Annotated in this window: 8 protein-coding genes and 1 pseudogene; 8 read left to right on the top strand and 1 reads right to left on the bottom strand. The window is 69.1% G+C overall.

Translation table 11 applies throughout. The annotated features are described in order from the left end of the window. The 8 genes and pseudogenes from KN815_RS18130 to argG all read left to right on the top strand — a co-directional run. Nucleotides 1–342, top strand: a pseudogene (locus KN815_RS18130) (DNA polymerase III subunit alpha); the annotation flags it as partial. 81 nt (nucleotides 343–423) lie between these two features. Then, nucleotides 424–1422 carry a LacI family DNA-binding transcriptional regulator gene (locus tag KN815_RS18125; RefSeq protein ID WP_216342975.1) on the top strand — a complete coding sequence of 333 codons (999 nt, stop codon included), beginning with the start codon at nucleotides 424–426 and terminating at the stop codon, nucleotides 1420–1422. 204 nt (nucleotides 1423–1626) lie between these two features. Next, nucleotides 1627–2970 carry an ABC transporter substrate-binding protein gene (locus KN815_RS18120; RefSeq protein ID WP_216342974.1) on the top strand — a complete coding sequence of 448 codons (1344 nt, stop codon included), beginning with the start codon at nucleotides 1627–1629 and terminating at the stop codon, nucleotides 2968–2970. Nucleotides 2971–2974: 4 nt separating this feature from the next. Further along, complete coding sequence (locus KN815_RS18115) at nucleotides 2975–3931, top strand: carbohydrate ABC transporter permease (RefSeq protein ID WP_216342973.1); 957 nt, start codon at nucleotides 2975–2977, stop codon at nucleotides 3929–3931. Beyond that, nucleotides 3928–4803 carry a carbohydrate ABC transporter permease gene (locus tag KN815_RS18110; protein ID WP_216342972.1) on the top strand — a complete coding sequence of 292 codons (876 nt, stop codon included), beginning with the start codon at nucleotides 3928–3930 and terminating at the stop codon, nucleotides 4801–4803. The genes KN815_RS18115 and KN815_RS18110 overlap by 4 nt, the downstream gene beginning before the upstream one ends. A gap of 30 nt (nucleotides 4804–4833) precedes the next feature. Further along, nucleotides 4834–6432 (top strand): glycoside hydrolase family 13 protein, encoded by a 1599-nt coding sequence (locus KN815_RS18105; RefSeq protein WP_216342971.1) that lies wholly within the window; start codon nucleotides 4834–4836, stop codon nucleotides 6430–6432. Nucleotides 6433–6488: 56 nt separating this feature from the next. Further along, a complete protein-coding gene (locus KN815_RS18100; RefSeq protein WP_216342970.1) occupies nucleotides 6489–8675 on the top strand; it encodes a discoidin domain-containing protein in 2187 nt (728 codons plus the stop codon). Nucleotides 8676–8848: 173 nt separating this feature from the next. Beyond that, nucleotides 8849–10297, top strand: coding sequence for an argininosuccinate synthase (gene argG / locus KN815_RS18095; RefSeq protein ID WP_216342969.1), 1449 nt, complete (start codon nucleotides 8849–8851; stop codon nucleotides 10295–10297). A 117-nt stretch (nucleotides 10298–10414) separates the two neighbouring features. Here argG and KN815_RS18090 read toward each other — a convergent pair. Continuing rightward, nucleotides 10415–12214, bottom strand: a 1800-nt coding sequence (locus KN815_RS18090) for a glycoside hydrolase family 9 protein (protein ID WP_216342968.1), incomplete at its 5' end; no start/stop codon positions are given.

The following is a 12214-nucleotide window of genomic DNA, read 5'->3' as shown; positions in this document are numbered from 1 at the left end:
TTGGTGTCGGCCCAGCTCGTCGAGGACACGGTGGTGTTCGTCAAGGGCCGCCTCGACAGACGCGAGGACGTGCCCCGGCTGGTGGGGATGGAACTGGCGGTCCCCGACCTGAGTGCCCGCCATGCCCCGCTGCGCCTGGAGATGCTCGAACCGCGGGTGACACCGCGCTCCGTCCAGCAGCTCAAGGAGATCCTCCAGGCCCATCCGGGACCGACCGAGGTACATCTGCTGGTGCGTGGCCGGAGCAGGACCACGGTCTACCGGCTGGGCTACCGTATCGGCCTCCGGCCCGAGTTCTGGGCGGATCTCAAAGCGGCGGTGGCCGTCACCCGGGCGACTTGAGCCGGAGCCACCGCCGGGGTTCGCGCGATCTATACCCCCATTACGCAAGCGACTTGCAATTCTTGCGCTACGCTTGCGTGCATGACGCGACGACTTGCTGAAGTGGCGAAGAAGGTCGGTGTCAGCGAGGCCACGGTCAGCCGGGTGCTCAATGGCAAGCCCGGGGTCTCCGAAGCCACCCGGCAGGCGGTGCTGTCCGCGCTGGACGTCCTCGGCTACGAGCGGCCCACCCAGCTCCGGGGCGACCGGGCCCGGCTGGTCGGGCTGGTCCTGCCCGAGCTGCAAAACCCCATCTTCCCGGCGTTCGCCGAGGTCATCGGCGGGGCGCTGGCGCAACTGGGGCTGACTCCGGTGCTGTGCACCCAGACCAAGGGCGGGGTCTCCGAGGCCGATTATGTGGACCTGCTGCTGCAACAACAGGTCTCCGGGGTGGTGTTCGCGGGCGGTCTGTTCGCCCAGGCCGACGCGCCGCACGACCACTACCGGCTGCTCGCCGAGCGCAACATCCCGGTGGTGCTGATCAACGCGGCCATCGAGCATCTCGGCTTCCCGGGCGTCTCCTGCGACGACGCCGTGGCCGTGGAGCAGGCGTGGCGCCATCTGGCCTCCCTCGGCCACGAGCGGATCGGGCTCGTACTCGGGCCGGGTGACCATATGCCGTCGGCGCGCAAGCTGGCCGCCGCGCGCGCGGTCGCGGGCCAGTTGCCGGACGAGTTCGTGGCCCGGGCGATCTTCTCGATCGAGGGCGGACACGCCGCGGCCTCCCGGCTGATCGACCGGGGCGTCACGGGCATCATCTGCGCCAGTGACCCGCTGGCCCTGGGGGCGATCCGGGCGGCGCGCCGCAAGGGGTTCGGCGTGCCGTCGCAGGTGTCCGTGGTCGGCTACGACGACTCCGCGTTCATGAACTGCACCGAGCCGCCGCTGACCACTGTCCGCCAGCCCATCGAGGCCATGGGCAGGGCGGCCGTGGAGCTGCTGAACGCGCAGATCGGCGGCGCGGCCGTACCGTCCGAGGAACTGCTGTTCGAGCCGGAGCTGGTGGTGCGCGGCTCCACCGCACAGGCGCCACGGGACTGAAGCGCGGGGCCCGCCCGGAGGCGGTCGACAGGTGGTCGGCAGGCTCAATTAACTCGATCCACAGCTCAGTTGAATAATTACAGAATCTACGCGACATCTTGCGGCCCGTTGTCGACGGTGCTTGAGTGTGCGGCGCACTCACGGTTGTGTGCGCCCCGCTCGCGGCCGTGGTGCTTCCCTGCTCCTGTACAGAGGGGTCCACCCATGAGAAGCACCGGGTTCCGCCGTACGCTCATCGCGCTCAGCGCCTGCTCCCTCGCCCTCACCGCCTGCGGAGGGTCGAACGACGGCTCGGCGGGCGGAAAGACGCGTATCACCGTCAACTGCATGCCGCCCAAGAGCGCCAAGGTCGACCGCTCGTTCTTCGAGGCGGACATCGCCTCCTTCGAGAAGCAGAACCCGGACATCGACGTCGTCGCGCATGACGCGTTCCCCTGCCAGGACCCGAAGACCTTCGACGCCAAGCTGGCCGGCGGCCAGATGGAGAACGTCTTCTACACGTACTTCACCGACGCCCGGCATGTCGTCGACATCAACCAGGCGGCCGATCTCACTCCGTACGTCAAGGAGTTGAAGAGCTACCCCACCCTCCAAAAACAGCTTCGCGACATCTACACGGTCGACGGCAAGGTCTACGGCATCCCGCGCACCGGCTACTCGATGGGCCTGATCTACAACCGCAAGCTCTTCGAGAAGGCCGGACTCGACCCCGACAAGCCGCCGATGACCTGGGAAGAGGTCCGCGCCGACGCAAAGAAGATCGCCGCGCTGGGCGATGGCACGGTCGGCTACGCGGACTACAGCGCACAGAACCAGGGCGGCTGGCACTTCACGGCGGAGCTGTACGCACAGGGCGGCGATGTCGTCAGCACCGACGGCAAGAAGGCCACCATCGACACCCCCGAGGCACGCGCCGTCCTGCGGAATCTGCACGATATGCGCTGGTCGGACGACTCGATGGGCAGCAAGCAACTCCTCGTCATCAACGACGCCCAGCAGATGATGGGCTCGGGCAAGCTGGGCATGTATCTCGCCGCGCCCGACAACATCCCGATCCTGGTGAAGGAGAAGGGCGGCAACTACAAGGACCTCGCCATCGCACCCATGCCCGGTGGCAAGGGCACGCTCATCGGCGGCGACGGCTATATGTTCCAGAAGAAGGACACGCCCGCCCAGATCCGGGCCGGTCTCAAGTGGCTCGACCATATGTTCCTGACCCCGGGCAAGGGCTTCCTCGGCGACTACGTCCGCGCCAAGAAGAACGACGCCCCGGTGGGCCTGCCCGAGCCGCGGCTGTTCACCGGCGCCGCCGACGCCAAGGACCAGCAGGTCAAGAAGGCCAACGCCAATGTCCCCGTGGACAACTACCAGACCTTCCTGGACGGCAATCAGAAGCTGCGGATGAAGATCGAGCCGCCGCACGCCCAGCAGATCTACTCCGTGCTCGACGGAGCCGTCTCCGCCGTCCTGACCAAGAAGGACGCCGATATCGACCAGCTCATCGAGGATGCCTCGGGAAAGATCGACACCATCCTGGCCCGGGGCTGACCCGATGACCAGGACCGCTGCGCGGCCGCCCGCCGAGGCGATCGCCGTCCACCCAGTGCAGGCGCCGCCCCCGGCGGGGGGTCGGGGGCGGCGCCGCCTCGCCGACCAGGCCCGCGCCTATGGCTTCCTCCTCGGCGGTCTCCTCTGCTTCGCGCTGTTCTCCTGGTATCCGGCGATCCGCGCGGTCGTGATCGCCTTCCAGAAGTACACGCCCGGCTCGTCCCCCGAGTGGGTCGGCACCGCCAACTTCACCCGGGTGCTGCACGATCCGGAGTTCACCGCGGCGTGGCGGAACACCCTCACCTTCACCCTGCTGGCGCTGGTCATCGGCTTCGCGATCCCGTTCCTGCTCGCCCTGGTCCTCAATGAACTCCGGCACGCCAAGGCGTTCTTCCGGGTCGTGGTCTATCTGCCGGTGATGATCCCGCCGGTGGTCAGCGCCCTGCTGTGGAAGTGGTTCTACGACCCCGGCGCCGGGCTGGCCAACGAGGCGCTGCGCTTCGCGCATCTGCCCACCTCGAACTGGTCCAACGGCGCCGACACCGCCCTGGTCTCCCTCGTCATCGTCGCCACCTGGGCCAATATGGGCGGCACCGTCCTGATCTATCTGGCGGCCCTCCAGTCGATCCCCGGTGAACTGTACGAGGCGGCCGAGCTGGACGGCGCGAGCCTGCTGCAACGTGTCCGCCATGTCACGATCCCCCAGACGCGGTTCGTGATCCTCATGCTGATGCTGCTTCAGATCATCGCGACGATGCAGGTCTTCACCGAGCCCTTCGTGATCACCGGCGGTGGCCCGGAGAACGCCACGGTCACCGTCCTCTACCTCATCTACAAATACGCCTTCCTCTACAACGACTTCGGTGGCGCGTGTGCGCTGAGCGTCATGCTGCTGGTGCTGCTCGGTGCCTTCTCCGCCCTCTATCTGCGGCTGACCCGCTCCGGGGAGGACGAAGCGTGAGCACTCGGACCCTCGTCTCCCCCGCCGCCCTGGCCCGCCCCCGCGGCCGGGCCGTCTACTGGACGGTCTTCACGGCCGTGGTGGTGCTGTTCGCGATCGCCTTCCTCTTCCCCGTCTACTGGATGGTGACCGGTGCGATGAAGTCGCCGGACGAGGTGGCGCAGACCCCGCCCAGCCTCGTCCCGAAGCAGTGGCACTCCAGCGGCTACACCGATGCCTGGGACCTGATGCAGCTTCCGCAGCATCTGTGGAACACGGTGGTCCAGGCGGCCGGTGCCTGGCTGTTCCAACTGGTCTTCTGTACGGCCGCCGCCTACGCCCTGTCCAAGCTGAAGCCCGCCTTCGGCAAGGTGATCCTCGGTGGCATCCTGGCCACGCTGATGGTCCCGGCCCAGGCGCTGGTCGTGCCGAAGTATCTGACCGTGGCCGATCTGCCGCTGATCCACACCAGCCTGCTCAACGACCCGCTCGCGATCTGGCTGCCGGCCGTGGCCAACGCCTTCAATCTCTATCTCCTCAAGCGGTTCTTCGACCAGATCCCGCGCGATGTCCTGGAGGCCGCCGAGATCGACGGCGCCGGAAAGCTGCGCACCCTGTGGTCGATCGTGCTGCCCATGTCGCGTCCGGTGCTCGGCGTCGTGTCGATCTTCGCGCTGGTCGCGGTGTGGCAGGACTTCCTGTGGCCGCTGATGGTCTTCTCCGACACCGGCAAGCAGCCGATCAGCGTGGCACTCGTCCAGTTGTCGCAGAACATCCAACTGACCGTGCTCATCGCCGCGATGGTCATCGCCAGCATCCCGATGGTCGCGCTGTTCCTCGTCTTCCAGCGGCACATCATCGCCGGGATCAGCGCGGGCAGCACGAAGGGCTGATATCGCCCCCTCGACAGAAAGGCATCCACCGTGGCCCAGCCCACCCCTGCCCGGACGCCCCACGACTGGTGGCGCTCCGCCGTCATCTACCAGGTGTATGTGCGCAGCTTCGCCGACGGGGACGGCGACGGCACCGGCGACCTCGCGGGCGTCCGCGCCAGGCTGCCGTACCTCGCCGAACTCGGCGTCGACGCACTGTGGTTCAGCCCCTGGTACCAGTCGCCCATGAAGGACGGCGGCTATGACGTCGCCGACTACCGCGCCATCGACCCGGCCTTCGGCACCCTGGCCGAGGCGGAGAAGCTCATCGCCGAGGCCCGGGAGCTGGGCATCCGCACGATCGTCGACATCGTGCCGAACCATGTCTCCGACCAGCACCCCTGGTGGCGTGCCGCGCTGGCCGGCGGCCCCGAGCGCGAGCTGTTCCACTTCCGCCCGGGCCGTGGCGACCACGGTCAACTGCCGCCCAACGACTGGAAGTCGGAGTTCGGCGGCCCGGCGTGGACCCGGCTGCCCGACGGCCACTGGTATCTGCATCTGTTCGCCCCCGAGCAGCCGGACCTCAACTGGGCGCACCCCGCCGTGCGCCAGGAACACGAGGACATCCTGCGCTTCTGGTTCGAGCGGGGTGTCGCGGGCGTCCGCATCGACTCGGCCGCCCTGCTGGCCAAGGATCCCCGGCTGCCCGACTTCGTCGAGGGCCGCGATCCGCATCCGTATGTCGACCGCGACGAGCTCCATGACATCTACCGCTCCTGGCGCGCGGTGGCCGACGAGCACGGTGGTGTGTTCGTCGGCGAGGTGTGGCTGCCGGACAGCGAGCGCTTCGCCCGCTATCTGCGCCCGGACGAGCTGCACACCGCCTTCAACTTCTCCTTTCTGGCCTGCCCTTGGGAGCCCCGGCGGCTGCGGGCGTCGATCGACGAGACGCTCGCCGAACACGCTCCGGTGGGCGCGCCCGCCACCTGGGTACTGTGCAACCACGATGTGACCCGCACGGTCACCCGCTACGGGCGCGAGGACACCGGCTTCGACTTCGCCACCAAGGTCTTCGGCACCCCCACCGACCTCGCCCTCGGCACCCGGCGGGCACGGGCCGCCGCCCTGCTGTCGCTGGCCCTGCCCGGCGCCGTCTACGTCTACCAGGGGGAGGAACTGGGCCTGCCCGAGGCCGATATCCCCCGCGACCGCATCCAGGACCCGATGCACTTCCGCTCCGGCGGCACCGACCCGGGCCGCGACGGCTGCCGGGTGCCGCTGCCGTGGGGAGTCGAGGCGCCGTACGCCGGTTTCGGCTCGCACCAGGAGCCGTGGCTGCCGCAGCCCGCGCACTGGCCGGCGTACGCGGCCGATGCGCAAGAGGCGGATCCGGGCTCGATGCTCGCCCTCTACCGCGAGGCGATCCGCCTCCGCCGCGCCACCCCCGGATTCGGCGACGGGCCGCTGACCTGGCTTCCCTCGGCCGACGGTGTCCTGGCCTTCGCCCGTGACAACGGCCTGGTCTGCCTGGTCAACCTCGCGGACACCCCCGCCGAGCTGGACGGCACCTCCCGGCTGCTGCTCAGCAGCGGCCCGCTGGACGACCAGGGCCGTCTTCCGCGGGACACGGCGGCCTGGCTGCTCGCCTGAACCACCCCCCACCGCACCGCGCTATCCCACCACCCCCACCACGAAGGGATCAGCACATGCACAGCAGCAGCACCGCATCGGCATCCGCCAGGCGCTTGCCGGCGATCGGCGCGGCCGTCGCCCTGGCGGCCGGCATGCTCGTCACCCTGACCCCCACGGCCGCCCACGCGGCGGCGGGCGCCTCCCTGCCCTTCACCTCGGTCGAGGCCGAGTCGGCCACCACCACGGGTACGAAGATCGGCCCCGACGTCACCCAGGGCACGCTCGCCTCCGAGGCGTCCGGGCGTCAGGCCGTCCGCCTCACCACCGGCCAGCGCGTCGAGTTCACCGCACCGCGCGCCGCCAACGCGGTGAACGTGGCCTACAGCGTGCCCGACGGCCAGTCGGGCACGCTCAACGTCTATGTCAACGGCACCAGACTGGCCAAGACCCTCGCGGTCACGTCCAAGTACTCGTATGTGGACACCGGCTGGATCGCGGGCTCGAAGACCCACCACCTCTACGACAACGCCCGGCTGCTGCTCGGGCAGAACATCCAGGCCGGTGACAAGATCGCCTTCGAGGCGGCGAACGCCCAGGTCACCGTCGATGTGGCCGACTTCGAGCAGGTCGCGGCGGCGGCGAGCCAGCCCGCCGGATCGGTCTCGGTCACCTCCAAGGGCGCCGACCCCAGCGGGCAGGGCGACTCCACCCAGGCGTTCCGGGACGCCATCGCCGCCGCCCAGGGCGGTGTGGTCTGGATCCCGCCGGGTGACTACAAGCTGACCTCCTCCCTGAGCGGTGTCCAGAACGTCACCCTCCAGGGCGCCGGAAGCTGGCACTCCGTCGTGCACACCTCGCGGTTCATCGACCAGACCAGCTCCTCCGGCAACGTCCACATCAAGGACTTCGCCGTCATCGGCGAGGTCACCGAGCGCGTCGACTCCAACCCGGACAACTTCGTCAACGGCTCGCTCGGCCCTGGCTCCAGCGTGTCGGGCATGTGGCTCCAGCATCTGAAGGTCGGTCTCTGGCTGACCGGCAACAACGACAACCTCGTGGTGGAGAACAACCGCATCCTCGACACCACCGCCGACGGCCTCAACCTCAACGGCACCGCCAAGGAGGTGCGGGTCCGCAACAACTTCCTGCGCAACCAGGGCGACGACTCGCTCGCCATGTGGTCACTGAACTCCCCGGATGTGAGCAGCAGCTTCGAGAACAACACCATCTCGCAGCCGAACCTGGCCAATGGCATCGCGATCTACGGCGGCCGGGACATCACCGTCAAGAACAACCTGATCTCCGACACCAACGCGCTGGGCAGCGGCATCGCCATCTCCAACCAGAAGTTCCTGGACCCGTTCCATCCGCTGGCCGGCACGATCACGGTGGACGGCAACACGCTCGTGCGCGCGGGCGCCATGAACCCCAACTGGAACCATCCGATGGGCGCCCTGCGCGTCGACTCCTACGACAGCGCGATCGACGCCACCGTCAACATCACCAACACGACCATCACGGACAGCCCGTACAGCGCCTTCGAGTTCGTCTCCGGCGGCGGCCGGGGCTACCCGGTCAAGAACGTCAATGTGACCGGCGCGACCGTCACCAACCCCGGAACGGTCGTCGTCCAGGCCGAGGCGCAGGGAGCGGCGAAGTTCGGCAATGTCACCGCCTCCAGCGTCGGCGTGGCGGGGGTCTACAACTGCCCGTTCCCGGCCGGTTCGGGCACCTTCGAGGTCGCCGACGGCGGCGGCAACTCCGGCTGGAGCAGCACCTGGTCGGACTGCTCCACCTGGCCGCAGCCCGGCCAGGGCAACCCGGACCCCGATCCGGGCCGCAACCTCGCCAAGGGCCGCCCGGCCACCGCGACCGGCTCCCAGGACGTCTACACCCCCGGCAAGGCGGTCGACGGCGACGCCGGCACCTACTGGGAGTCGACCAACAACGCCTTTCCGCAGGCCCTGACCGTCGACCTGGGCTCCAGCCAGGCCGTCCGCCGGCTGGTGCTGAAGCTGCCGCCCTCCTCGGCGTGGGGCGCCCGTACCCAGACGCTGTCCGTGCTGGGCAGCTCCGATGGCTCGGCGTATTCGACGGTGGTGGGCTCGCAGGGCTACCGCTTCGACCCGGCGACCGGCAACAAGGTCACCATCGCCCTGCCCGGCACCGCGCAGGTGCGCTACCTGAAGCTCAATGTCACCGGCAACACGGGCTGGCCGGCCGCCCAGCTCAGTGAGGTGGAGGCGTATCTGACCTCGTGACCCTCGCCCCCGCGCTTCGCCTCCCGGAGCCGCAAGGAGCCGCCCGGACACCCCGGTTTCCGGCCCGGCGAAGCGCGGGGCGAGGCGCGGGGCGAGGCCCTGGGCGAGGCGTTGGATCATCAGCATCACCAGGGGCGCTTGCATGATCATGCATAAGACTGCATACTCCTGCTGTGTCCAAAGTTCTCACCTCCCTCCCTGTCGGCGAACGCGTCGGGATCGCCTTCTCCGGCGGCCTCGACACCTCGGTAGCGGTCGCGTGGATGCGCGACAAGGGCGCGGTGCCCTGCACCTATACCGCCGACATCGGCCAGTACGACGAGCCCGACATCGCCTCGGTCCCCGGGCGCGCCACGACGTACGGCGCGGAGGTCGCCCGGCTGGTCGACTGCCGGGCGGCCCTGGTGGAGGAGGGGCTCGCGGCCCTTGCCTGCGGGGCGTTCCACATCCGCTCCGGCGGCCGCAGCTACTTCAACACCACCCCGCTCGGGCGGGCGGTCACCGGCACCCTGCTGGTGCGCGCCATGCTCGAGGACAATGTGCAGATCTGGGGCGACGGCTCCACCTTCAAGGGCAATGACATCGAGCGGTTCTACCGCTACGGCCTGCTGGCCAACCCCTCCCTGCGGATCTACAAGCCGTGGCTGGACGCCGACTTCGTCCGCGAGCTCGGCGGCCGCAAGGAGATGTCGGAGTGGCTGGTCGCCCATGACCTGCCCTACCGGGACAGCACCGAGAAGGCTTACTCCACCGACGCCAACATCTGGGGCGCGACCCACGAGGCCAAGTCGCTCGAGCACCTCGACACGGGCATCGAGCTCGTCGAGCCGATCATGGGCGTGCGGTTCTGGGACCCGACGGTCGAAATAGCGGCCGAGGACGTCACGATCGGCTTCGAGCAGGGCCGGCCGGTGACGATCAACGGCAAGGAGTTCGCCTCCGCCGTCGATCTGGTGCTGGAGGCCAATGCCATCGGCGGTCGGCACGGCATGGGCATGTCCGACCAGATCGAGAACCGCGTCATCGAGGCCAAGAGCCGGGGCATCTACGAGGCACCGGGCATGGCGCTGCTGCACGCGGCGTACGAGCGGCTGGTCAACGCGATCCACAACGAGGACACCCTCGCCACCTACCACAGCGAGGGACGGCGGCTCGGCCGGCTGATGTACGAGGGCCGCTGGCTGGACCCGCAGGCGCTGATGGTGCGCGAGTCGCTACAGCGCTGGGTGGGTGCGGCGATCACCGGCGAGGTGACCCTGCGGCTGCGGCGCGGTGAGGACTACTCCATCCTGGACACCTCCGGACCGGCGTTCAGCTACCACCCGGACAAGCTCTCCATGGAGCGGACCGAGGACTCCGCCTTCGGGCCGGTGGACCGGATCGGCCAGCTCACCATGCGCAATCTCGACATCGCCGACTCGCGCGCCAAGCTGGAGCAGTACGCCGGTCTTGGCATGGTCGGCAACGCGCATCCGGCGCTGATCGGCGCCGCGCAGGCGGCCTCGACCGGGCTGATCGGCGCGATGCCGCAGGGCGCCTCCGAGGCGATCGCCTCGGACGGACAGGTATCCGGGCAGGACACGCTGCTCGACCGCGCCGCGATGGAGTTCGGCGCCGACTAGGTCTGCGCTCCACCACACGCGACAACGGCCAGGGCGCCCCTCGACGGGGGCGTCCTGGCCGTGCGGGACCAACACCTGTCTGCTGATGATGGAGACTCACAACCGAACCGGGCCGGGTCAGCTCACGGGCTTGCCCGTCGCACCGCCGCCCAGACCGTCGATGTACGAGGCGATCCAGGCCAGCGGGGCGTTCCAGTTGATGGTGATCTCGTTGGTGGAGTACGCCATCAGGCTGTCGGTGTAGCACATCGCCGGGGCGCAGCCCTTCAGCTTCTTCTTGGCGACCTCGTCCTGGAGCCCGGAGTTCGGGCCACCGGCCAGCGAACCGGGTGCCGGATGCGGCAGCCTGTGGTCTCGCTGGTGTGCCCAGAAACGGTGGTGCTGGTTGTGCGAGTTCCGTTCGCCGTAGCCGGTGACATAGGACTGGTTGAGCGGATTTCCGCCCAGTATGTAGTCCATGCCACGGAGTACCGCGTCGAGATAGCGGGGCTTGCCCGTCAGGTCGTGTGCGGTGGCGAGCACGATCATGTTGTTCAGCACCTGGCTGTTGGAGCCCCACTCGTACTTGCCGTCCTTCGGCGCGTACGGAACGCCGTAGGCCGACTTCGCGGAGTCCGCGGCGTAGCGGTCGGCGGCCTTCGTCACCATCGTGCGCACCTCGGCGCGCTGCTTGGCGGTGAGCTTGTTGGGGACGGTGGCCAGGTCGAGTGCGCCGAGGCCCGCGGTCGAGGCCCATGACATGCCGCCGCCGCGCGGGAAGAGCGCGTCGACATCGTGGTGCAGCGGCGAGTCGAGCACCGCCTTGGCGTAGGTGTGATCACCGGTGCTGAGGAACAGCTCGGCCGCGGCCCAGTAGAACTCGTCGCCCACGTACCGGTCGCCGTAGGCGCCGCCGCCCGTGGAGTCCTGTTCGCTGGCGAAGATCTTCGGATGTGCCTTGGCCGCGTCCCACGCGGTCCGGGCCGCGTGCAGGCAGCGGGCGGCGAACTCCGGGTCGTAGGACTTGAAGACGCGGGCGCTCTGCGCGGCGGAGGCCGCCAGGTTGAGCGTGGCCGCGGTGGACGGCTTGTGCAGCTCACGCTGCTGCTTGTCCTGGTCGGGCCGGGTCGGGAACCCGGTCCACTGCTTGTCGTGCACCTTGTGGAACGCCATACCGGCGAGCGGCTTGCCTTGGGGCACCTGCATGCGCAGCAGGAATTCCATCTCCCAGCGGGCCTCGTCCAGGATGTCCGGGACGCCGTTGCCGCGCTCGGGCACCCGGAGCCGGCCGTCGCCGAGGGGGGCGGGGTCGACGCCCTTGGTGGTCCGGGTGCGCTCGTACGCGGACATGAGCTGGGCCACCGAGATGCCGCCATTGACGACGTACTTGCCCTGGTCACCGGCGTCGTACCAGCCACCGGAGACATTCCGGCGGTAGTCGCATACGCCCTTTTGGCAGGGGACGTCGGTGTCACCCCGGTGCGGGGCCGCCTTGTCATGGCCCGCGGGGCGGGCGTACTTCGGGCCCACGAGATCCGCGTCGATCTTGATGCCGCTGCGGTTGTGGTAGAAGTACGCCAGCGCGTCGCTGCGCAGCGAGCGGTAGAGATGGTCACCGATGGCGAACGGCTCGCTCTTCTTCCCGCCGATGGTGACGGTGTACCCCTCGCCCGCGTCGGTGACCTTGCTGAAGTCGAAGGTCTGGACGTTCTGCCGGGAGCTGGGGTCGATGCCCGCGGGGTGGGTGGTCCCGCTCGCCCGCTTGGTGCCGTCGGCGGCCCGGAGCGTCCAGGCCAGCGGCTTGGTGGCGCTCGTGACGACGGTGCCCTTCTTGGGGCCGTGGGTCAGATAGCCGACCTGGTTGACCCGCACCGGCGAGCCGGTGTCGGCCTCGGGGGCGGCCGCCTCGGCGCCGTGCCGTGCGTGGTGGCCCACGGC

Origin of the sequence: Streptomyces niphimycinicus, from assembly GCF_018883605.1 — a bacterium.
Classification (GTDB): domain Bacteria; phylum Actinomycetota; class Actinomycetes; order Streptomycetales; family Streptomycetaceae; genus Streptomyces; species Streptomyces niphimycinicus.
This window is presented reverse-complemented; position numbering and strand designations above follow the sequence as displayed.

Bases quoted from the DNA above. Each gene is read 5' to 3' on its own strand.
- KN815_RS18125 (WP_216342975.1), top strand. From the start codon at position 424: ATGACGCGACGACTTGCTGAAGTGGCGAAGAAGGTCGGTGTCAGCGAG.
- KN815_RS18120 (WP_216342974.1), top strand. From the start codon at position 1,627: ATGAGAAGCACCGGGTTCCGCCGTACGCTCATCGCGCTCAGCGCCTGC.
- KN815_RS18115 (WP_216342973.1), top strand. From the start codon at position 2,975: ATGACCAGGACCGCTGCGCGGCCGCCCGCCGAGGCGATCGCCGTCCAC.
- KN815_RS18100 (WP_216342970.1), top strand. From the start codon at position 6,489: ATGCACAGCAGCAGCACCGCATCGGCATCCGCCAGGCGCTTGCCGGCG.